Source organism: Paenibacillus silvestris (assembly GCF_009882985.1).
Taxonomy (GTDB): Bacteria; Bacillota; Bacilli; order Paenibacillales; family NBRC-103111; genus Paenibacillus_E; species Paenibacillus_E silvestris.
Genome location: NZ_WTUZ01000001.1, coordinates 126,597 through 152,337, shown reverse-complemented (window position 1 = coordinate 152,337; position 25,741 = coordinate 126,597). Strand labels below are relative to the sequence as shown.

4 protein-coding genes (1 of these 4 running past the window's edge) are annotated in these 25,741 nt (G+C 52.9%); all 4 read right to left on the bottom strand.

Features of this window, described 5'->3' with window-relative positions:
- Window positions 1-16: 16 nt before the first annotated feature.
- Window positions 17-17,272 (bottom strand): non-ribosomal peptide synthase/polyketide synthase, encoded by a 17,256-nt coding sequence (locus GQF01_RS00255; RefSeq protein WP_161404624.1) that lies wholly within the window; start codon window positions 17,270-17,272, stop codon window positions 17-19.
- Window positions 17,269-22,845: a type I polyketide synthase gene (locus GQF01_RS00250; protein WP_161404621.1), complete on the bottom strand. Its 5,577-nt coding sequence runs from the start codon at window positions 22,843-22,845 to the stop codon at window positions 17,269-17,271. The genes GQF01_RS00255 and GQF01_RS00250 overlap by 4 nt, the downstream gene beginning before the upstream one ends.
- A 108-nt stretch (window positions 22,846-22,953) precedes the next feature.
- Entirely contained in the window at window positions 22,954-25,386 is a 2,433-nt protein-coding gene (locus tag GQF01_RS00245; protein WP_268894307.1) for a non-ribosomal peptide synthetase, read from the bottom strand.
- Window positions 25,376-25,741, bottom strand: partial view of a non-ribosomal peptide synthetase gene (locus GQF01_RS00240; RefSeq protein ID WP_161404615.1) — the 3' end only. It continues 5,532 nt past the right edge of the window; 366 of the gene's 5,898 nt are visible here — the last part of the coding sequence; its start codon lies beyond the right edge, outside the window; its stop codon occupies window positions 25,376-25,378. Before GQF01_RS00240 ends, GQF01_RS00245 begins: the two co-directional genes overlap by 11 nt.

Below are 25,741 nucleotides of genomic sequence, written 5' to 3'. Positions count from 1 at the left end.
AGTTTAAATAGACTGTTTATTCGATATCGTCCAATCCGACTGCTATTTCTTCTAATAACTCATCCAGCTCTGCAATGCCCAGCTTGCTGTAGCCAAGGTCGCTTGGTGTCAGCTCGATGGTTGTCTGGCTCAAGCAGTGCTCCATTACCTTAGCCAGTTGAAGACTAAACAGCTCCGCCAACTTGCTTATCGAGCTTTGCTCATATTCTTGTGAATTATATTCGATTGACATCTCCAACTGGTTAGATTGAATGGACGCATTGATATTAAAAGCAAAAGGCATCGGCGCATCGGGATTGACTGTAGACCCGGCAGATAGCTCAGATACTTTCCAGCCGTTGTTCGCTGCTTCTTCATCCAGCTCCAATTGGCCTAAATAGTTAAAGCTGATCTGCGGCTGCAGGGTAAAGTTCAGATCTTCTTTGAGTTCAGGAGGCGTCAAGTACTTCAATAGGCCATAGCCTGTCCCTTTATTTGGAACCTGGCGCAGGCTCTCCTTCACTGATTTGATCTGATAACCCAGATTGTCGCTTCCATGCATCTCCAGCCGCACCGGATACATCGAGGTAAACCAGCCTACAGTCCGGCTGACGTTCAGCTCCGGCATAATCGCTTCACGGCCGTGCCCCTCCAGCTGCACCAGCACTTCTTTCCTTCCGGTCCACGCCTCCATCGCCAGCGCCAGTGCCGTCAGCAGCGTCACATCCATATCGGTGTTGTATGCTTTGCCTGTTTCCTTCACCAGCTTCTCTGTCATCTCTGCCGACCAGTTGATCCGCACCGTCTCGCTTGGCCTGCCGCTTCGCTCCACGAGCTGAACATCCTTCGGAAGCGCCTCTACCGGGCGGCTCTCAAGCTGCCGCCAGTACGCCTTCTCCTTCAGCAGTTCCGCGCTTTGCGCATAGCGGTGAAGGCCGATCGACCAATCCCGGTACGGATGCGTCTTCGCTCCCAAGCGAAGTTCTTCTCCGGATAGGGCTTGCCGATAGACGCTCGCAAAATCCTCCAGCAGGATGCGCCAGGAGACGCCGTCGATGAGCAGGTGATGAATGACGATCAGCAGGTGGTCCCCCTGATCGGTATGGAACAGACCTAACCGCACCAGCGGGCCTTCCGCCAGATTCATTCCGCTCTGCAGCTGGCTCGCCTCCGCTTCAATCCGCTCATTCACATGGGACGTCCCCCGGAAATCGAAGCGGTGAAGCTCCATGGAAGGCTCGTCCGCTCCGCGATGGATTTGGCCGCTGGCTGAAAATACAAGCCGCAGCGCGTCATGGTGCCGGATCAGCTGCTCGAAGGTGCGTCTGAGCGCCGCTTCCTCCAGCCGCTCCCGGCTGTGCAGCATCAGCGCCTGATTGAAATGCGCCTCTCTTCCATACTGCTCGAAGAACCACATCTGGATGGCCGTCAGCGCCACTTCGCCTTCGATTGTCCCTTGCTCCGCTGCCACCGCTTCCGCCTTCACATGCAAGCTCAGCTGCGCGATCGTCGGATATTGGAAGAAATCGCGGATCTCCAGCTTCATTCCCTCATTGCTCAACCGGTAGATGACCTGGATCGCCTTAATCGAATCACCGCCCAGATGAAAGAACGGATCATGGATGCCTACTCGCTCCATGCGCAGCACATCCTGCCAAATCTGAGACAGCTTCGCTTCCGTTTCATTGCGAGGCTCCTCATAAGCCGCGCCCGTATTCACTTCACTCGGAGGCGCAGGCAGCGCTTTGGCATCCAATTTACCGTTGGCTGTCACCGACAGCGACTCCAGTCTCATGAAATAGGACGGAATCATGTAACCTGGCAGCTCGCTGGCAAGAAATTCACGCAGCTCGGCAACCGCCAGCTCCCGCTCGGCTATCACATACGCGCATATCGTTTTCTGGCCAGCTTCGCTCTCGCGAACCACGGCAACCGCAGCCTGAATCTCCGGATGCTTCAGCAGAGCCGCTTGAATTTCGCCCAGCTCGATCCGATAGCCCCGGATCTTCACCTGATGGTCGATCCGGCCCAGGAACTCCATCTGCCCGTCAGACTTCCAGCGGGCCCGGTCTCCCGTATGGTACATCCTTGCACCCGATCTGCTGCTAAACGGATCCACCGTAAACTTCCTCGCCGTCAGCTCCTCGTCGCCGATGTAACCTTCGGCCAAACATTCGCCACCAATATATAAATCTCCGGGAACCCCGATCGGCACTGGTTCCAGCTGTGCATCCAGGATATAGTAACGCGCATTGTGGATCGGGCGCCCATACGGAATGCTCGTCCATGCAGGATCAATCTCGCCGATCTCGTAATAGTTCGACCAGATTGTCGCTTCCGTAGCTCCGCCCATTCCGATGATCTGCACGCCTGGGAATGTCCGCTGAAGCCGAACAGGCAATGTAAGCGGAATCCAGTCCCCGCTCAGCAGCACCAAGCGAAGATTGCTTTCGTCTGGCATCGTCCCTCGTTGTGCGAAGAACGGCTCCAACTGGGCCAGCGCTGCTGGCGCTGAATCCCATATCGTAATCGGTTCCTCATGCATCATCTGCAGCAGCCGCTGCGGATCGCGCACATCTTTGTCCTCTACAATTCGAATGGAACCGCCCGCAGCGAGCATCCCGAACATGTCATAGACCGACAAGTCGAAGCTCAACGATGTAATAAACAAGATGCGATCCGCCGGACTTATCGCGTAGCTTTCGTTGAGCCAGTGTATCAGGTTGATCACAGGACGGTGGGTGACGACAACCCCTTTCGGCGTGCCTGTGGAACCGGAGGTGAAAATCGTATACGCCACGTCATCCGGCTGTACCGTCCACTCATCTACGGCCGACCGTTCAGGCTCGATGCCTACATCCTGCTGTGCATCGAGGGTAATGACGGTCTCCAGCGCTGAAGCCTGCACAAGCTGCCAGGCTAAATCGCTCTGCGTCGTTACAGTCACCAACCCTCTCATCTGTACCGCTGAGAGGACCCGCACAAGCCGCGCCTGAGGCAAGGCCGAATCCAGCGGAACATAGGCGGCCCCGGCTTTCAGAATGCCGAGCGTCGCAATGACCATATGCGGCGAACGTTCCATCAAGACGCCAACAAAATCGCCTTTGCCCATTCCCTCCAGCCGCAGACGATGCGCCAGCTTATCGGCCCGCCGGTTCAGCTCCGCGTAGGTAATCTCGGTATCTTCGAACAGCAGGGCGACAGCTTCTGGCGAGCGTTCCGCCTGTTCTTCGAACAGCTGATGGATTGTTTTATTCTGCGGATTGCCGGCTGCTGTGTCGTTAAACTGCTGGGTAACCTGCTCTTTATCCTGGTCGCTCATGAGTTTAGCTGAATCAAGCGTAAGACTCGGATAAATCGTTACGCTTTGCATCAGGTTCATGAAGTGTCCAACCCACCGCTCTATCGTTTCCCCCTGAAACAAAGCCTTGCTGTACTCGAAAATACATTCAAGCTCATCTTGCCTCTGCGTTACCGTCAACGTCAGATCAAACTTAGACACTTGATGTCGATAATCCATCTCATTTAAACGGAATTCTGCCGTCTGCAAATGCTGCTGCTCCATATTCTGCAACACGAACATCGCGTCAAACAACGGATTCCGGCTGACGTCACGGATTGTCGCCACCTTCTCGACAATCCTCTCAAATGGATAGTCCTGATGCTCAAAGGCCGCCAGCGCCGTTTGCTTGACCTGCTCGACATAATCCACGAAGGTCAACTGCCCTGATGGACGAGTCCGCAGTACCAGCGTGTTCACGAACATTCCCGCGATCGGTTCCAGATCCGCATGCGGTCTTCCGGCAATCGGAGAGCCGACCAACATTTCCTCCTGACCACTGAGGCGAGAAAGGAAGGCGGAATACGCCGCAAGCAGCACCATATATAGCGTGGCCCCGCTTTCTTTGGCCAGCTTCGTCAGCTGTTCGGTTAGCAGCTTGTCCACGGTAAAGCGCACGCTGTCCCCCTCAAAGCTGCGGATAGACGGCCTTGCATGGTCAACGGGTATATCCAGCAGCGGCAGTTCACCTGACAGCTGCTCCAGCCAGTACGCTTCCTGCTTCTGCAGTGCGCCTTGCTCAGCCAGCTCCTGCTGCCAGCAGGCGTAGTCCTTATACTGCAGCTTCAGCGGGGACAGCGTCTGCCCTTCATACAGCCGGAGCCAGTCGCCGATCAGCACATTCAGCGTCATCCCATCCGAGATGATGTGATGCATATCGAACAGCAATAGGTGACGATCTTCTGTTAGTGTCATCAAACCCACACGCATCAGCGGGGCTTGACTTATATCGAATGCGCGCACAAAGCCTGCAATCTGCTCAGCCGCTTCGGCTTCGCTGGCTTGCATATAGCGCACCGAAAGCTCCACGGTCGGATGAATCCGCTGCACGGCTTCGCCGTCCACCAGCTCAAACGACGTCCGCAGCGCATCGTGGCGCGCTACGAGAGCATTCAGCGCTTGCTCGAAGCGCTGGCGATCGATGCTGCCCTGCACCTCCAGCACAGCCGGCATGTTGTAGCTCGTCTCTGCGCCTTCGAGCTGCTGGAGCACGTACAGCCGTTTTTGCTGCGATGTGACGGGATACGTGTCTCTTGGCTTAGCCGGCTTAATTGCCAGATACGCAACCGCCTGCATCTCCTGCATGGCAGCCGCCAGCGCTTCAATCGTCGGATAGCGGAATACGTCGCGCAGCGGAACCAGGATATCCAGCTGCTTATGCATGCGTGAAACTAACAGCGTCGCTTTCAGCGAGTGGCCGCCAAGATCGAAGAAGTTATCGTGAATCCCCACCTGCTTCACACCGAGCACGTCCTGCCAGATATCGGCCAGTTCCGCTTGCAGCGGCGTTTCCGGTGCTGCGTAAGTCACACCGGTAGTAAGGTTGCTCCCGTCCGGCGCAGGCAGCGCTTTGCGATCGATTTTGCCGTTTACAGTCAAAGGAATCTGCTCTAGGCGGATATAATGCGATGGCACCATATAAGCCGGAAGTCCCTCTTGCATATGTGTCCGCAGCTCGCCGATCGTCACGTCTTCCCTCAGCACAACATAGGCGCACAGCTCGGTCTGTCCCTGAAGCTCCTGGGCAAGGACCGTCGCTTCCTGCACGAAAAGATGGCTGAGCAGACGATGCTCCACTTCGCCAATCTCAATCCGGTGACCGCGAATTTTGACCTGATGGTCAATCCGGCCCAGGTATTCCAGCTCGCCATCTGCCCGGCGCTTCATTAAGTCGCCGGACCGGTACAACCGCTCTTGCGGCCTGTACGGATTGGTCACGAACCGCTCCTCGGTCAGTTCATCGCGGTTTAAATAACCGCGCGCAACGCCGTCTCCGCCTACGTATAGCTCTCCAGCTACGCCAATTGGCACAAGCCGCCTGGCGCTGTCCATCACATAGCCTGTAACCGTCGGCAGCGGGAGACCGATCACACTCTGCTTCACAGCCATCTCCGCTTCCGTTATTTCCTTATACGTCACATGCACCGTCGTTTCCGTAATCCCGTACATGTTCACCAGCGTAATCTCTGGGTACGCCGCTTTCCATGGCTTCAGCATCTGCGGCTGCAGTGCTTCGCCTCCGAAGATCACATACCTGACGGCCAGCTTGGGCTGCTGCAATCCCTTCGATCCTTCGCACGCTTCCCGGATCAGACCATAGAACGCCGTCGGTGTCTGGTTCAGCACCGTAACCCCTTCGGCGATCAGCAGCTCCAGGAAGGCGGCCGGACTTTGCGCGACCGCTTTTGGTACGATTACACAGCGTCCGCCATACAGCAGCGCCCCGTACATTTCCCAGACCGAGAAATCAAAGCCGTACGCATGGAACACGCTCCATACATCCTCGGCTCCAAACGCAAACAGCAGCTGATCATTCAGCAGAAGCTGCACGACGTTCCGGTGCTCGATCATCACGCCCTTAGGCACGCCCGTCGTTCCCGACGTGTACAGCACGTACGCCAGGCTGTCTGGACCATGGACCGCTGGCAGATTTTCGCCTGAACGCGCCGCCAAGTCACTATCTGCAGTCGTGACCAGTCGCACGAGCTGCTGCTCAGACAGCAGTCCCTCCTGCTCATCCGCGGACAGCGCGCGGTCCGACAATAGCACAGCTGCGCTGCTGTCGCCAACGATATAGCGAATCCGCTCCAGCGGATAGTCGGGATCAATCGGCACATACGCGCCGCCTGCCTTCAGTACCGCAAGGATGCCAACGAGCATCTCCGGCGAGCGCTCCATCAGCAGCGCGACCCGAACATCCTTGCCTACGCCTTCTTCCCGCAGCTTCCTTGCGAGCTGATTCGCTCGGCGATTCAGCTCGCCGTAAGTCAGGCGGCTGCTTTCCCCTACAACCGCTATGCGCTCTGGCCCCTCCGCCACGCAAGCCTCGAATAAGCCGGACAGCGTCTCTTCGCGCGGGTAATCCGCTTTTTTCACAACAAATTGTTCGAGGATTTGATTTCTTTCGTCTTCGTCGATCAGATCAATATCAGATAGCGCTAGGTCAGGTTCGGCCGTAACGGTTCTAAGTAAGCGAGTCAGCCATTGTGCCCATCGCTCGACCGTTTCACGATGAAATAAGTCCGTGCTGTATTCCAGTGTAAAGTCGATGCCATTCTGTATTTCCACAGCTGCCAGCGTCAAGTCGAACTTCGCTATCTCATGCCTATATGCCGCTTCTTTCATGAAGAAGTCTTCTGTTTGCAGTTCCTGCATGTTTATGTTCTGCAGCACGAACATCACATCAAATAACGGATTCCTGCTTAAATCTCGATAAGTGCTCACTTTATCCACCAACAGCTCGAATGGATAATCCTGATGCTCGAAAGCCGCAAGCGCCGTTTGCTTCACGCTTCGCACATAATCTGCGAATGTCAGCCGGCTTGCCGGACGTGTGCGCAGCACCAGCGTATTTACGAACATTCCCGCGATTGGCTCCAAGTCCTCAACCGGTCTACCCCCGACAGGTGATCCTACGTTAATTTCTTCCTGGCCCGATATTCGTGATAGGAAGGCACTAAACGCAGCCAGCAGCACCATATACAAGGTTGTTTCTGTTTCCAGGGACAAGGTATGCAGTTGCTTGGTCAGGACACTATCAAGCGTAAAACGTACACGATCTCCCTTGGAGCCTCGGACGGCCGGTCTCGTGTAATCTGCAGGCAGCTCTAACTGCGGCAGCTCTCCCGACAGCTGATCCAGCCAGTACGCTTCCTGCTTGTTCATTGTCTCTTGGTTCAACAACTCTTGTTGCCAGCAGGCGTAGTCTTTGTACTGCAATCTTAGTGCCGGAAGCTCCATACCCTCATATAGCTTCATCCAATCGCGGATCAAGATATTCAGGGTGATTCCATCAGAAATAATGTGATGCATATCAAAGAGCAGCAAATGCTTGTCTTCAGCAACCGATATGAGGCCCACTCTTAATAGTGGTGCCTGACGCAGATCGAATGGCTGCACAAAGGTAGAAATTCGTTCAACCGCTTCTTCTTTGCTTGCTTGCGAATACATCACATTGAGCTCTGCCATTGGATGAATCCACTGCACGACTTCCTCTTCCACCAGCTCAAACGAGGTCCTCAACGCTTCATGACGCGCAGCCAGATCGCTCAGCGCATGTTCGAACCGACTCCGGTCCAGCCTTCCGTGCACTTCCATGACAGCTGGCATATTGTAGTTGGTCTCGCCATCTCCAAGCTGCTGAAGAACATACAGTCTTTTTTGCTGTGAGGTGACGGGGTATACGTCTCTCCGCTCTGCGACCGGAATCTCTGCATATACATGCTTTTGCATGTCACCCATAGCAATTGCCAGCTCTTTAATCGTCGAATGCCGGAACAAATCACGCAGCGGAACCTGAATGTCAAGCTGCTTATGGATGCGTGAAATCAGTTGTGTAGCTTTTAATGAATGACCACCTAGATCAAAAAAGTTATCGTGAATACCAACAGGCCGTATCTCTAATATGTCCTGCCAAATCTCTGCCAGCTGCTCTTGCAGCGGCGTAGCTGGAGCCTCATAAGTCAAGCCGATGCTAAGACTGTTGTCTTCGGGCGCAGGCAGTGCTTTACGGTCCGTTTTTCCGTTTGCGGTTAACGGCATTTTCTCCATTTGCACGAAATATGTCGGCACCATATAGTGCGGCAAAACACGTACCAATGCCGCACGCAAGCCGTGTCCCGCTAGTTCATCATCCGAGGTTACATAGGCGCACAGATAGCTTTCCCCATCTTCGCCATCGCGTGCCATTACAACCGCTTCATTAATATTTTCAAATGCCAGAAGTTTTGATTCAATCTCCCCTAGCTCAATTCTATAGCCTCGAACTTTGACCTGATAATCCATACGCCCCATGTACTCCAGGGTCCCATCAGGCAGCCAGCGAGCCAAATCGCCAGTACGGTACATACGCTCTTCAGGCTTGAACGGATCTACTATAAATTTCTCCGCTGTCAGCTCTACGCGATTGAAATAGCCCCTGGCAACACCGACACCAGCCAGACATAACTCGCCCGCAATACCAATGGGCTGCAGCATTTGAGCGCTATCCAGCACATAAGCACGCATATTGTTTAACGGTTGGCCAATAGGTATATTTGCCCCAGACAGTGTAGGAGACAGCCACTCCGTTGTCGCATAAATGGTTGCTTCCGTAGGCCCATACAGATTTACTAATTTCACTCCCGGCAGCAGGCTATAAAATTCCCTTACTAATTCCGATTTAATTGCCTCTCCTACGTTGAACACATATTTAAGTGTGGAGAGCTGCTCCAGGAACTCCCCCGATTGTAAAAATGCTTTTAGCATCGACGGCACAAACTGGATATGCGTCACCTGATGCAGACTAATCGCTTGAGCGAGTGCCTCCGGATTTTTTTCCTTCCCTTCAGGTTGTATCACTAGCGCTGCACCTTCAAGAAACCCGATGAACAGTTCTGGTATGGAAACGTCAAACGTATAGGTCGATCGCGACATGAAGCGTTCTTCCGACTGCAACGGATATTCTGCTTGCAACGCCAACAAGAAGTTGACCACTGATGTATGCTCAATCATCACGCCTTTTGGCAGCCCTGTTGAGCCCGATGTGTATATGATATAGGCAAGCGATGTACCATCAGTTCCAACAGCAAGAGTCAGGTTTGACCCGTCCTCCTGATAATTCGCTTTGTCCTCGATGAAGAGGATCTCCACAGCAGCACCGTCTAGTTTATCCGCCAAATGGCGCTCAGTAAGCACCAGCTTGGCACCGCTATCTGACAATATATAGGCGATTCGCTCTTCAGGAAGATCTGGCATGATCGGTACATAAGCACCACCGGCTTTCAAAATAGCAATAATGCCAGCCAGCATCTCCGGAGAACGATCCATCAACATACCGACTGTACAATCTCGGCCGATCCCTCTGTCACGCAGTGTGCGGGCAAGACGATTCGCTTCTTCATTCAATTGGCGATAAGTCAGTTGCCGCTCCTCAAATATGACTGCTATCCGATCAGGCGAGCGTTCCGCTTGCTCTTCCAACAATTGCTGCAATAAGCGTTCACGGGGATAGTCAACTTCCGTATCGTTAAACTGCCACAACAGCTGCAATCTTTCCTGCTCGCTCAGGATATTGATCGATGAAAGCTGAATTGTTGGCGTTAAGGCAACGCATTGCAGCAGCCTTGTCCAATGTCCGACCCAACGTTCAATCGTGTCCCGACGGAACAGTGCTGTACAATATTCAAACGTGCAATCCAAGCCTTCATCTGTTTCCACAGCTATTAATGTCAGGTCAAACTTGGAAACTGGATGGTTATATTCCACCAAACTTTTCCGGAAATCTTTGGTTTCTATACGTTGGTTGCCCATATTTTGCAGCATTAGCATCACGTCGAACAGTGGATTGCGACTTAATTCTCTGTGCGCCGCCACCTTATCCACCAAAAGCTCAAACGGATAATCCTGATGCTCAAAGGCCGACATGGCTGTTTGTTTGACTTCCTGCAAGTAATCGGCAAAGGTCAGTTGTTTCTCCGGGCGGGTTCTGAGTACTAACGTATTCATGAAAATTCCCGCGATGGGCTCCAGATCCGCATGCGGTCTTCCGGCAATCGGAGAGCCGACCATGATCTCTTCCTGACCGCTGAGGCGCGAAAGGAAGGCGGAATACGCTGCGAGCAGCACCATATATAGCGTGGCTCCGCTTTCTTTGGCCAGCTTCGTCAGCTGTTCGGTTAGCAGCTTGTCCACGGTAAAGCGTACACTGTCTCCCTCAAAGCTGCGGATAGACGGCCTTGCATGGTCAACGGGTACATCCAGCAGCGGCAGTTCACCTGACAGCTGCTCCAGCCAGTACGCTTCCTGCTTCTGCAATGCACCTTGCTCCACCAGCTCCTGCTGCCAGCACGCGTAGTCCTTATACTGCAGCTTCAGCGGGGAGAGCGTCTGCCCTTCATACAGCCGCAGCCAATCGCTGATCAGCAGATTCAGCGTCATCCCGTCGGAGATGATGTGATGCATATCGAACAGCAAAATGTGACGATCTTCCGTTATTGTCATTAGACCCACGCGCATCAGCGGGGCTTGGCTAATATCGAACGCGCGCACAAATCCGGCAATCTGCTCAGCGACTTCCGTTTCGCTGGCTTGCATATAGCGCACCAAAAGCTCCACGGTCGGATGAATCCGCTGCACGGCTTCGCCGTCTACCAGCTCAAACGACGTCCGCAGCGCTTCGTGGCGCGCTACGAGTGCGTTCAGCGCTTGCTCAAAGCGCTGGCGATCCATGCTGCCCTGCACCTCCAGTACAGCCGGCATGTTATAGCTCGTCTCTGCGCCTTCGAGCTGCTGCAGCACGTACAGCCGTTTTTGCTGCGATGTGACGGGATACGTGTCTCTTGGCTCAGCCGGCTTAATCGCTGTATAGGCACTGGCCTGCATCTCCTGCATGGCAGCAGCCAGCGCTTCAATCGTCGGATAGCGGAACACGTCGCGCAGCGGGACCTGAATATCCAGCTGCTTGTGCATGCGTGAAACTAACAGCGTCGCTTTCAGCGAGTGGCCGCCAAGGTCGAAGAAGTTATCGTGAATCCCAACCTGCTTCACGCCAAGCACGTCCTGCCAGATGACAGCCAGCTCCGCTTGCAGCGGTGTTTCCGGTGCTGCGTAAGTCACGCCGGTATTAAGGCTGCTCTCGTCCGGCGCAGGCAGCGCTTTGCGATCGATTTTACCGCTGGTCGTCAGTGGAAATTGCTCCAGCTGCACGAACGCTGCCGGGATCATGTAGGACGGCAAGCTCTGCGACAGCTCCGCACGCAGCCCGGATACCGTAAGCTCGCGCGATGCTGTGATATAGGCGCATAGGATTCGCTCCCCGTCTTCCTCACGGTCGATGACCGTCGCCTCGCGAACGGCTTCCAGCTGCAGCAAGGCCGCTTCGATCTCGCCGAGCTCGATGCGGTACCCACGAATTTTCACTTGATGATCCATGCGCCCCAGATACTCGATGCTGCCGTCAGGCAGCCAGCGTACCAGATCGCCCGTGCGGTACATCCGCTCCCCGGTAACCAAGCTCTGGGTGAACTTCTCCGCCGTCAGCTCCGGCTGATTAACGTATCCTCTTGCTAGGCCAGCGCCAGCCAGACATAGTTCCCCAGCAATGCCAACTGGCTGCAAGTTGCCAGCTGCGTCGATTACGTACGCCCGCACGTTAGCCAGCGGACGACCAATCGGTACACGAACCATGCTCGTATCGGCGCGCAATCGCTCACCCGTCGCATACACGGTGCCTTCCGTCGGACCGTATATGTTAATCAATTCCGCTCCATCCATTTGGCGATAGAAGCTTTGCACCAAATCCGGCGCCAAAGCCTCGCCCGCTGCAAACACATACTTCAGTCCCGACATCGAGCCACCGGGCTGCATCTGCAAGAAAGCACGCAGCATTGATGGCACAAAGTTAATGTGCGTCACATTGTGTTCACGAATCGTATGCGCGATCGCTTCCGGGTCTTTCTCCTGACCGTCAGGCAGGATGACCAGCGCTGCTCCCGTCAGGAAACCTCCGAACAGCTCTGGCACCGATACGTCGAAGGTGAAGGTCGTTTTCAGTAGAAAACGATCCTCGGGCAACAGCGGATATTCTGATTGCAGCGCATACAGCAGGTTAACGACGGAGGCATGCCCTACCATAACGCCTTTTGGCTGACCGGTTGAGCCCGACGTATAGATGATGAACGCTAGTGCCCCTTCATTGACTCCGCTCGCCGTCTCCGGCAAGTTGGAGCTATCATCAGCGTAGGAGCTCTCCTCATCCAGGCAAAGGATGTCCAGCGCTTCGCTGCCCAGCTTCTCCGCCAATCGACGCTCTGTCAGCACCAGCTTCGCTCCGCTGTCCGCCAGCATGTAAGCCAGGCGGCCTTCCGGCAAATCCGGTGTCATCGGCACATACGCGCCGCCTGCTTTCAGGATCGCCAGGATGCCTGTCAGCATGTGCGGGGAACGCTCAGCGCATACGCCCACGACATCGTTCGCTCCGATACCCTTCTGCCTCAGCGTCCAGGCCAATCGGTTCGCTCTTTCGTTCAGCTCCCGGTACGTCAGCTGCGCATGCTCATGAATCACCGCTAGGCGCTCCGACGTGCGTGCTGCTTGTTCCTCGAATAACTGATGAACCGATACCCCCTGCGGGAACTCTGCTGCTGTATCGTTAAACTGCTCGATAATCGTCTCTTTATCCTGATCGCTCATAAGCTTCGCCGAATCAAGTGTGACACGCGGATGAAGCGTTACGCTTTGCACGAGAGTCATGAAATGTCCAGCCCATCGCTCGATTGTGTCCCGCTGGAACAGCGCCGTGCTGTACTCGAACGTACAATCAAGTTCATCTTGCTTCTGCGTTACCGTTAAGGTTAGATCAAATTTAGACACTTGATGTGTATAAGTCGTCTCTTTTAAACGGAATTCTGTCGTCTGCAGCTGCTGGAGCTCCATGTTTTGCAGCACGAACATTGCGTCAAACAACGGATTCCGTCTTAAATCCCGATGTGTCGCCACCTTATCCACCAGAAGCTCGAACGAATAGTCCTGATGCTCGAAAGCTGCCAGCGCTGTTTGTTTGACTTGTTGGACATAATCCACGAAGGTTAACCAACCTGACGGACGAGTCCGCAGCACTAACGTGTTCACGAACATCCCAGCGATTGGTTCCAGATCTGCATGCGGTCTTCCGGCAATCGGAGAGCCGACCAACACTTCCTCCTGACCGCTGAGGCGTGACAGGAAGGTGGAATACGCCGCAAACAGCACCATATATAACGTCGCTCCGCTTTCTTTGGCTAGCTTCGTCAACTGCTCGGTTAGCAGCTTGTCCACGGTAAAGCGCACGCTGTCTCCCTCAAAACTGCGGATAGACGGCCTCGCAAAGTCGGCGGGTACATCCAGCAGCGGCAATTCACCCGAAAGCTGCTCCAACCAGTACGCTTCCTGCTTCTGCAGTGCGCCTTGTTCCACCAGCTCCTGCTGCCAGCAGGCATAGTCCTTATACTGCAGCTTCAGCGGAGAGAGTGTCTGCCCTTCATACAGCCGGAGCCAATCGCCGATCAGCACATTCAGCGTCATCCCGTCGGAGATGATGTGATGCATATCGAACAGCAGTAGGTGACGATCTTCTGTTAGTGTCATCATTCCCACACGCATCAGCGGGGCTTGGCTAATATCGAACGCGCGCACAAAGCCTGCAATCTGCTCAGCGACTTCCTCTTCGCTGGCTTGCATATAGCGCACCGAAAGCTCCACGGTCGGATGAATCCGCTGCACGGCTTCGCCGCCCACCAGCTCAAACGACGTCCGCAGCGCTTCGTGGCGCGCCACGAGAGCATTCAGCGCTTGCTCGAAGCGCTGGCGGTCGATGCTGCCCTGCACCTCCAGCACAGCCGGCATGTTGTAGCTCGTCTCTGCGCCTTCGAGCTGTTGGAGCACATACAACCGTTTTTGCTGCGACGTGACGGGATACGCTTCTCTTGGCTCAGCCGGCTTAATCGCCGTATAGGCACTCGCCTGCATCTCCTGCATGGCAGCGGCTAGCGCTTCAATTGTCGGATAGCGGAACACGTCGCGCAGCGGGACCTGAATATCCAGCTGTTTATGCATGCGTGAAACTAACAGTGTTGCTTTCAGCGAGTGGCCGCCAAGGTCAAAGAAGTTATCGTGAATCCCGACCTGCTTCACGCCGAGCACGTCCTGCCAGATGCCAGCCAGCTCTGTTTGCAGCGGCGTTACTGGAGCTACGTAAGTCACACCAGTGCTAAGGCTGCTCTTGTCCGGCGCAGGCAACGCTTTACGGTCGATTTTGCCGCTGGTCGTCAGCGGCAATCGCTCCAGCTGCACGAACGCTGCCGGTATCATGTAGGACGGCAAGCTCTGCGACAGCTCCGCACGCAATCCGGATACCGTCAGTTCGCGCGATGCTGTAACGTAGGCGCACAGGATTCGCTCCCCGCCTTCCTCACGGTCGATAACCGTCGCCTCGCGGACGGCTTCCAGCTGCAGCAGAGCCGCTTCGATCTCTCCAAGCTCGATGCGGTACCCGCGAATTTTCACCTGATGATCCATCCGCCCCAAATACTCGATGCTGCCGTCTGGCAGCCAGCGCACCAGATCGCCCGTGCAGTACATTCGCTCCCCAGTAGTCAGGCTTCGGGTAAACTTCTCCGCCGTCAGCTCCGGCTGATTAACGTATCCTCTTGCTAGACCAGCCCCAGCCAGACACAGTTCCCCAGCAATGCCAACAGGCTGCAGATGACCGGCTGTGTCGATCACATACGCCCGCACGTTAGATAGCGGACGGCCAATCGGTACACGAACCACGCTCGTATCGGCGCGCAATCTCTCACCCGTCGCATACACGGTACCTTCCGTCGGACCGTATATGTTAATCAATTCAGCTCCATCCATTTGGCGATAGAAGCTTTGCACCAAATCCGGCGCCAAAGCCTCGCCCGCTGCAAACACATACTTCAGTCCCGACATCGAGCCACCGGGCTGCATCTGCAAGAAAGCACGCAGCATCGATGGCACAAAGTTAATGTGCGTCACATTGTGTTCACGAATCGTATGCGCGATCGCTTCTGGATCTTTCTCTTGACCGTCAGGCAGGATGACCAGCGCCGCTCCCGTCAGGAAGCCCCCGAACAGCTCCGGCACCGATACGTCGAAGGTGAAGGTCGTTTTCAGCAAGAAACGATCCTCGGGCAACAGCGGATATTCCACTTGCAGCGCATATAACAGGTTCACGACAGAGGCATGCTCCACCATAACGCCTTTTGGCTGACCGGTTGAGCCCGACGTATAGATGATGTACGCTAGTGCTCGGTCATTAATTCCATCAGCCGTCTCCGGCAAGTTGGCGCTATCCTCGGCATAAGTGCTCTCTTCATCTAAGCAAAGAATGTCCGGCGCAACACTGCCCAGCTTCTCCGCCAATCGGCGCTCTGTCAGCACCAGCTTCGCTCCGCTGTCCGCCAGCATGTAAGCCAGGCGGCCTTCCGGCAAATCCGGTGTCATCGGCACATACGCGCCCCCAGCTTTAAGGATTGCTAAGATACCCACAATCATCTTAGGTGAGCGCTCAGCGCATACGCCCACGACATCGTTCGCTCCGATTCCCTTCTGGCGCAGGGTCCAGGCCAATCGGTTCACTCTTTCATTCAGCTCACGGTATGTCAGCTGCGTATGCTCATGGATCACTGCCAGGCGCTCTGGCGTGCGCGCTGTTTGTTCCTCGAATAACTGATGAATCGATACACCTTGTGGGAACTCGACTTTAGTATCGTTAAATTGCTCGAGAATTTGCTTCTTTTCCTGCTCGCTTAGCAGCTCAGCCGAATCCCAATCCATAATCCGCTGTGCGGGATTAGCGACAAGGCTTTCTAACAAGGCATAAAAATGCGATCCCATTCGTTCTATACGTTCTGCATCAAAAATATCGGTATTATACTCAAAATTGCATAACATGCCCTCAGAGCGCTCATAAATTTCCAAAGATAAATCGTATTTAGAAGTGCCGCTGTCCAGATGCATATAATCCAGTTCTAGACCAGGGAGCTTCATTGCCGGAAGAAAACTGTGTAAGGCAAACATAATCTGAAATAATGGACTATGGCTTAACGAGCGGCTTGGCTGCAAGCGGGCCACTAGACTGTCGAAAGGAACATCCTGATTGCTGAATGCATCTAAGGCTTCGGAGCGAACTTTATGTAAAAGTGTTTGAAAGCTTGGATTACCGGTCAAATCCGTGCGGAGAACCAGAATATTCATGAATACCCCGATCAGACCTTCCAATTCTTTGCGGTTACGCCCAAGAACAGGTGTGCCCACCGTAATATCCTCCTGAGAGGTATACCGATAAAGTAATAGGTTAAAAGCACACAAAAGGACCGCAAACAAAGTGGACCCTTCGCTTCGGCTCAATTCTCTAAGTGAATCATATAATGGCTTTGGCACAATGATCGTATGGCATGCACCAGCAAAGGTCTGTACGGCAGGGCGGGGATGATCGCCAGGCAGTTCCACAACCGGAACATGCTGCAGCTTTTGCTCCCAATACACAAACTGCTCCCTTAAAGCCTCTTCCTGATACAATTGACGCTGCCAGCAAGCATAATCACCATACTGAATCGTTTGCCCCGCAAGTGGTGAAGGAAGCCCTTTGGCAAAAGCGTCGTAAATCGTCAGCAACTCTTGCATGAATACCTGTAAAGACCAGCCGTCAAAAATCGTATGATGCATATTCAAAACAAGAATACTCTCTATTTCATTAAGCTTGACAAGCGCTACCCGCCAAGGCACTTCTTTCAAATCAAAAGGTCGAAGACATTGTTCCCGAATACAGCGGTGTGCTTCATGCTGGGCTTCATGCTGTTCAACGTGAGTTAAGTCAATTATATCCAGCGTCATGGCATACAGAGGAGCAACCTGTTGAACAGGCTGCCCTCCTTCTCCAACTACAAACCTTGTTCGTAAAATTTCATGACGCTTGCTCATTTCGTTCAAACTCTTTTGCAAAGCGTTAAGGTGCAGTTCACCTTTCAATCGGAAACTGCTGGGTACATTATAGAACGGATTTCCCGACTCCATTTCATTTAACAGCCACAGGCGCTGCTGCTGGAAGGAAAGCGGGAATTCATTCGAATCCCGTGACTGAACTGGAATAGAAGCTTCCAGCTCAGCGCGTGCTTTCTTTTTCATAAGTTCAATAACATGAGCTTTATTTTCCGGTGAAAGTCCATCGAATTTTCTTTTGAAATCACTCACTCTTTTTCTCCCCCTGCAGCAACTTCCTGAAGCAATGCCATTAGCTGTTCACTCGAATAATTCTCCAGATCTTGAATGACCTCAGCCGTTTCTTCATTTATATTGGCGACAGGCTGTTCGATCATCTGAACTAGTACTTGATCAGCCAGTTGAGCAATGCTAGGTCCCTTTAAAAGATCGACAATCGTGATATTTACTTTAAAAGCGTTATCCATACGATTCTTCAATTCAATTGCCATCATAGAATCCAAGCCAAGATGACTAAGCGTTTGCTCAGAGGACAACTTGGAACGATTCAAGCGAAGTACGATCGCCGCCATATCCTGTAAATATGAAATCATTTGATCACGCCGGTCAACTTCATTCTCAATCGCTAAAAGTTCTTCAAGCAGATCCTTCTGCTGCTCCGCATCGGAAGACCCTGCGCCCGAATCCACCTTTCCTTGGGAAACAACAACAGAAAGCATAGTCGGTTCAAGCCCTAACGGAAAATTAACTTCCGCAACCACTGGCCAGTCTGCACCGACCACAGTCGCTTGCGCCACTTTTTGTCCAAGCAAGTACCCAAAGGCTTCCAAACCTTGATCGTTTGTCATCGGGTAGAAGCCACGATGTATGAAATATTGCAGCAGATCCAGCTGTGTAGCCATTCCGACCTGTCCCCACGGTCCCCAGTTAATGCTTACAGCAGGCAATCCAATCGCTTTACGATAATGAGCTAAGCCATCCAGAAAAGCATTTGCAGCTGAATAGCTGCCTTGTCCCGTAGATACAACGACAGAAGCGATCGATGAGAATAATACAAAGAAGTCCAGTGATTTATGCTCAAATTGCTTATGCAAATTCCATGAGCCTATCATTTTGGGCTCCATTATTTGACTGAATTCTTGCTGTTCTACCCGCAACAGAATTTTGGGATGAGCAACGCCTGCCGAATGGATAACTCCCCGAATCTCTGGCCAATTCTCTTGCTGATATTCTTCGATATAAGCGGACAAGCTCATCTCATCGCTCACATCGACGGCTGCCACATGAATGAAAGCGCCAAGCTGTTCCAGTTCTTTTACTGCCTGAATACGAGCAGCCACTGGACTATCCTGCGGCACTTGGTTCCACTGATGACGCTCCGGTAAAGTTTGACGCCCCATCAGAATCAAATGACGCGCGCCATGCTCTACCAGCCACTTAGCAATCAATAAGCCAAGCGCCCCGAATCCGCCTGTAATCAAGTAGCTGCCATCCATGCGTAAAATCGGAGGAATCGGCAAAGCGATATCCGTTCTTTCCATCAGCTTGGCAACGTACCGTGTTTCTTGACGGAAGGCGATCTGATCTTCCCTGCTGGCCCCAGTTATTTCATCCAGTATGCATTCGGCTTCATTGGAAGCTGGCGCACTATCCAAATCAATCATGCCGCCGCCGATATCCCTGTGCTCTTGCTGATGAATAACTTTACCCAAGCCCCAAACTGGCGCCTGCAGTACTTGTACTGGACTATTATGTTCAACAACGCTTTGCGCATTTCGGGTAATAATCCACAGCCGTGGATTCGTTCTCCAATTCACCTCAGCTACGGTTTGAACAAGATGCAGGACAGAGATGCTGCCCAGAAGCTCGGCCTCGCGAATGGACTTCAATGTGGCCTGCTCCATAGACTCCGCATCGAGATTCCATAGATGAATGATACCTTTTAACTGCAAGTCCGCTCCTGCTGTTTCCATGATCAGCTTGCGGAATTGCTCAACATGAGAGGTTTGAATCTGGTATTCATCGGATTGTTCCGATTTGCAGAAACTTTCTCCCGGGTAAATCATAACGTACGACTCACCGCGTTCAACTAGCAGCTTTGCTATACTTTGGCCTACGCCGCCTTGATCGGCAAAGATCAGCCATTTACCTTGTTTAAGCTCCTTGGCTTCGACCCTCTCAGCCTGGTCTAATTGCTGAGGCTGCCACTGCATATCGTAGAATGACTGCTCTTTTGATATGCTCTTACCGCCGGATTGCTCTTTCAATGATCTCGCATGACATTTATTAATTTCAAAAATCACATGACCTTGCTCATCCATTAAAAAGATATCACCAATTAATATGGACTCGGTTTGACTAATAATACGAGCGTAGATCCACATCTCAGGCTTGACTTTCTCATAAGAGAAGGTTTCATTAACACCTGTTGGCATATAAACCGTTTCCGTTTGATCATCGGAAGTGAAAGGCAATGCAGCAGCAAGCACCTGGAAACATAAATCAAGCACCGCAGGATGAATGTTGTACTTATCAACCTCATGGAGCAGATCAGCAGGTATGGACACCTTCGCAACGGCTTCGTCGAAGCCCTGCCATAGTTCATCAATCCCTCTAAAAGTCTCTCCGTATTCCAAACCAAGTGTGCGGAATTGCTGATAGCACTCCTCACTCTCAATTTTCGCACTACAGCGTGATTTAATTTCTAATAAAGGGATTTGCTGTTGCTTATTCTTCGTCTGGACCACCAATTTGCCTGATGCATGCAGCGTCCAATCCTTAGTTTCTCTGCGGGAAGCACTATAAATATTGAATTCTCCATCTTTCGGATTAAAGATGAGCCGGAGGATGACCGTTTCACCGTCTGGTATGAACAACGCTTTGCGAAATTGGACATTGTCAGCAGCCAAAATGGATGCCGCATCCTTATACACTTCTCTAGCCGCTGCCCAGCCCATCTCGGCGTAAGCAGCACCCGGGAATACGACTGCACCCTGAATTCTATGGTCATTCAAATATGTCAAATGCGTTGTATTCACTTCTACTTCCCAGGTTGGCAGTGGGGAAGAGATTTGGCGACCTAAGAGAGGATGGACCTTATAACCCAATCTCTCCTGCTCAGAAGCTTCCGATTCCTGCCAATAGCGCTCGCGCTGCCAAGGATAAGTTGGAAGCTTCTCGTACTTGCCTGCATCCGGATAAAAGAGCTTCCAATCGACCGGATAACCTGTAGTGTACAGCTGGCCCAGCGCTTCCAGCATCTTCACCTTTTCATCTTCATTCCGGCGCAGCGATGTGATAACAACACCCTTTTTATTGGCATTCCTCATCGTTTCAACAATAGAATTAATCAACACGGGGTGCGGGCTGATTTCAACAAAAACAGAATAATCGGCTTTCAGAAGCTCTTGGATAGAAGCAGCGAAATAGACTGGATTCCGTACGTTTTTCCACCAATAATCAGCGTTTAAACTCGCTCCATCGATTTGTTCCCCAGTAACCGTCGAGTATAGCGGTATGACAACGTTTTGGGGAGACAGATCTTTCAGACAATCCATCAGCTCTTCCTTGAGCGGCTCCATATAATGACTGTGATAGGGCACTTTTCCACGTAAATAACGGCAGAATACACCCTTATCTTCCAGAGGTTTGGTGATCATCTCTAACGCAATAGGATCGCCGACTAAGGTCAGAGATGTAGGACTGTTAATAGCAGCAATAGATACTCTGTCTTCATAACCTTGCAATAAAGGTTGAATCTCCTCAGGGGATAGCCCTACTGCGACAAGTCTGCCAAGACCCGTCGTTTTCTGCTGCAGCCTGCTGCGATGGTAAATAACAAGTGCTGCTTGTTCGATTGAGTAGACACCAGCCGCATACGCAGCAGCTACCTCGCCTGCGCTGTGTCCGACGATAGCATCTGGTTTGATTCCCCATGAGCGCCATAGTGCTGTGAGCCCTACTTGCAGAGCGAAGATAGCTGGCTGGGCAACCTCCGTTTCTTCCATCAGTGACTGCTCTTCATCTTTTAATAGCTCGTTTAGTAAAGACCAGCCCGTATAAGGCTGCAGAAGCTGATCGCATTCTTCAACTGCTTGACGGAATACAGGCTCCTTTTCGAGCAATTGCCGTCCCATCGCCCACCACTGAGGTCCCATTCCTGAATATACAAAAACAATAGGCTTATTAATGGACGAATTCGGAATCAAATCATTATTCTGAATCTCCTGCACATAGCTCAAACCAGCATAAGACCCTTCTTCAATAAATGCTTGTAGTTGCTCGGTAAGCTCTCGTTTGGATTTCGTTACAGCCGCAAGCCGGTAACCGTGATGAGTACGTCTCATGCTTCCCGTATAGCAAAGATCATGTAAAAATGATGCTTCCGGCGAGTCATTTTGTTCCAAAAACTGTTTATAACTGCGTGCGACATCCTTAAGAGCTGCTAAGCTGCGGCCCGATGCCGGAAAAATATAGGACTGCTCTTTATACGTCCGAACAGCCATCGTGGCAGGCGGAGCCTCTTGCAGGACTACGTGAGCATTCGTCCCCCCAAAACCAAAGGAATTGACGCCAGCAATAGCCGGGCCTTCTGTCTTAGGCCATGGTGTAAGGGATCGTGGAACTTCCAGCGCATGCTGATCAAATCTTATTTGAGGGTTGGGATCATTCAAGTGAAGGTGTGGAGGAATAGCTTTATGCTTCATGCTGAGTACGGTTTTGATTAACCCAGCGATTCCAGCAGCCGCTTCCGTATGACCAAAGTTTGTTTTGACGGATCCGATAAAGCATTTATTTCCTTCTGGACGATCTGTGGAAAGAACTTTCCCCAAGGCATTAACCTCAATCGGGTCTCCCACTGGCGTGCCAGTTCCATGCGCTTCCATGTACTGGACTTCTCTCGGTTCAATTCCTGCCCTGGAATAGGCCTGCCGCAGCAGCGCTTCTTGCGATTCACCACGCGGGACAGTAAGCCCATTGGAATGTCCATCCTGGTTAACCGCCGTTGCTTTGATTGACGCATAAATATGATCTCCATCAGCCAATGCTTTCGATAATGGCTTTAATACGACAACGCCGACACCTTCTCCACGCACATAGCCATTTGCGCTAGAATCAAATGCTTTGGAACGTCCGTCTGGCGACAGCATACCAGCCTTTGACTCCGCTATGGTGTAATCCGGCTTCAGCATGACATTTGCTCCGCCAGCTAAAGCCAATGATGTTTCACCATTCCACAAACTTTGACAAGCTAAATGAACAGCAACCAGAGAAGATGAGCAGGCCGTATCTAGGGACACACTGGGACCACGAAAATCAAATACATAGGAAATCCGGTTAGACAGCAGGGTCATCATGGAGCCTGTAGCCGTATGAGCCTCCACTAAATGACGGTTGTTCTCAGTAAATTGAAGCAATTTATAATCAAGCGTAAAACCACCGATAAATACACCTGTATCGCTTCCAGCCAATCGTTCAAGGACTTGACCGCCGTCCTCTAAAGCTTCCCAGCTGGCTTTAAGCAGCAAACGCTGTTGTGGATCAAGCCCTACGGCTTCACGGGGAGACATGCCGAAAAATTCAACGTCGAATTGGTCAATCTTATCTAGAAATCCTCCCCATTTTGAAACGGTTTTACCTTTCTTGAAACGGTCTGGATCATAATAGGTTTCAATATCCCAACGATCAGAAGGAACTTCGGAAATCGCATCTACGCCTTCAGTTAACAATTTCCAATAGGTTTCAGGACTATTGACTCCGCCTGGAAATCTACATCCAATTCCAATAACTGCAATGGGTTCCAAATCGTTTCTGGTTTCCTTCATTCGTCACACGCTCCACAGAAATATTATCGTATCTTTTTCTTGACTTCTTTTTTAAGCATAAACCATCCAGAAATCTCACGATATATCCCAAATTGGATACAAATAGTGTTAACAAATTATAAAGCTAGCTTTGAAAGCTCCAAGCAAGTCCAGCAGCACATCGGTATTTTTTTGCAAATCGACGCCCTGCAGCATGTTCAAATGAGAGCCGTGGCCCGTGTAATGAACGAGCTCTGCCCTACTACTTCCGCTCCATGACGACGCCACTTGTCGTTCCGAATAAGCTTCCATCGTCGCGCGCGATTTCTCCTCTTCCGAGGTAATCACATATAAGGGAGCCTTCACACTGCCTTCGTTTACCAACCCGTACAGGTAGCTCCGGTAAGCATTCATTCGCAATGCCGCTTCCTTGCGGATCGACGGCACTTTCACAATCTCGCCGTAACGGCTCTCCGCCGCCTTCAACTGCTCTTCCGTCTCCTGCTCAATCTCTTCCTGCGTCTTTGCTTCCGCTTCCATCCGCCGCATAGCATCCAGGATTACGATCCCAGAAACTGCGTGTCCTTGCGCTTCAAGCTCTTTTCCCACTTCATACGCCAGATTGCCGCCAGCCGAATATCCAAGCAGCACGTACGGCCCTTCTGCCTGCAGCTCCGTGATCCACTTCACATAGGCTTGTAACAGATCCGAATCTGTGATGAAATCGAACGCATACCAGGTATGCGATGTCAGCTGCATCGCCAATTCCTTATATTCAAAGCCGTAGCCTGCTACGGGAGGGAAGCAGAATATCGTTCCTTCTCTGCCCTGCTGCAGCAAGGTGACTGGCGTATCCGCCTCACCACGGAAGAGTTGCATCTCTTCGATTCGCTCTGCCAGCTGCCCCACCGTCGGGTAGCGGAAGATGAACGGCAGCGGCAGCTCTACGCCAGTCTCCGCTGCTAGGCGCGCGACCAGCGTTGCCGCCAACAAGGAGTGCCCGCCAAGCAGGAAGAAGTCGTCTTCCACGCTGATTTGCTTCACGCCCAGCACCTCCTGCCAAATCGCCGTCAGCTGCTTCTCCACTTCGCTTTGCGGCTCCAGCACAGCTCCTCGCTGCACCGACTCCGGCGCCGGCAGCGCCTTGCGGTCGATTTTGCCGTTCGCCGTCAGCGGCAGCGCTGGGATACACAGCAGATGTGACGGCAGCATATAGGCCGGCAGATGCTTCGCCAAATGCTCGCGGACCTCCACCGCTTCCACGTCACGCGTCGGCACGACATACGCGCACAGCTGCTCGCGTCCTCCGCTATCGATGCACAGCACAACCGCTTCTTCGATATCCGCGTGCTGTCTCAGCCAGTACTCGATTTCGCCCAGCTCTACGCGGAAGCCCCTTACCTTCACTTGGTGATCCTTGCGCCCAAGGAACTCCATATTCCCATCTGGCATCAGCCGTCCCAAATCGCCCGTCCGGTACATGCTCTCACCGGGACGGAACGGGTTCGGCACAAACGCCAGCTCCGTTTTGTCACGATCGCCCGCATAACCTCGCGCCACACCGACGCCCCCGATAAACAGCTCCCCTCTCACCCCGTCAGGAACCGGAAGGCCAAACGGATCGAGGATATAGAACACATTGTTCGCCAGCGGCTTCCCGTAGGGAATGCTCCGCTGCTCCTCACTTACCGTATGAATCGGATAGTAGTTCGACCAGACTGTCGCCTCCGTCGCGCCCCCAAGCCCAATGAGCTGCGCTTGCGGGAATACCCCGCTCATGCGTGCTTTTAGGTTAACCGGAATCCAGTCCCCGCTGACCAAGACAAGCCGCAGATCGGTTTGCTGCCAAGGTGCCGCCTCAGCCTCATTCTCGATGCTCTGCACCAAATAGCTCATCGTTGTCGGCACCGAATCCCACAGCGTGATGCGCCCTGCCACGAGCAGTCTCTTCAGCTCCTGCGGGTCGCGCACAGCATCCTTCTGCGCAACGACCACGCTGCCTCCGGCCGCCAGCACGCCGAGAATGTCGTACACGGACAGATCGAAGCTCAGTGACGTGATCCACNCAGCCGCATGATGCTCGATCATGACGCCTTTGGGCACGCCCGTCGAGCCGGAGGTGAAGATGATGTACGCCAAATCCCGCGAACTCCGCTGCACCTTAGGCCGACTGTTCGCGCAGCGCAGCGCGGTCGCGCTGTGATCCAGACGCACGACCGCAACCGCTTCGTCTGCGAAGTCCGCTTCCGCATCGGTGACCACCGCCACCAGCTCCGCACGGCGCATCACATCCTGCTTGCGCTCCTTCGGATCCTCGGGATCAAGCGGCACATAAGCCGCCCCCGCCTTGAGGATCGCCAGCATTCCGATCACAGACAGCATGCCTCGCTGCACACTGAGTCCGACGCGGTCGCCCGGCTGGACGCCCCGCTCTGCCAGATGATGCGACCAGCGGTTCGACCAGTCCTCCAGCTCGGCGTAGCTCATCTGCTCTTCGCCGTGGATCACCGCGATCTGCGCCGGTGTTCGCTTCGCCTGCTCGCTCACCAGTTCATCCAGCATCATGTTGTCCGCATACGGAACATCCATCGCGCTTAAAGCTGAGGCCGCTTCCCGCTGCTCCGCCTCTGTCAGCAAGCCCAGCTCGCTGAGCTTCCCTTCCGGCCTCTGCGTGACATGCCCCGCCAACGTTAGNGATCTTCAGCTCAGCCTCCGGCATCACCACGAGCGTGAAATCGTAGTTCGTTTGCTCGAACAGATCCAAGTCGCGGATGACAAATCCCGCTTCAGCCGCTTTTGTCCCTACTGTCCCTACTGTCCCTACTGTCCCTTCACCCTCGCCAGCTTGCCCATCCGCCCCCGTATGAAGCGGATAATTCTCAAACACAAACAGATGATGCAGTAAATCTCCCTTCAA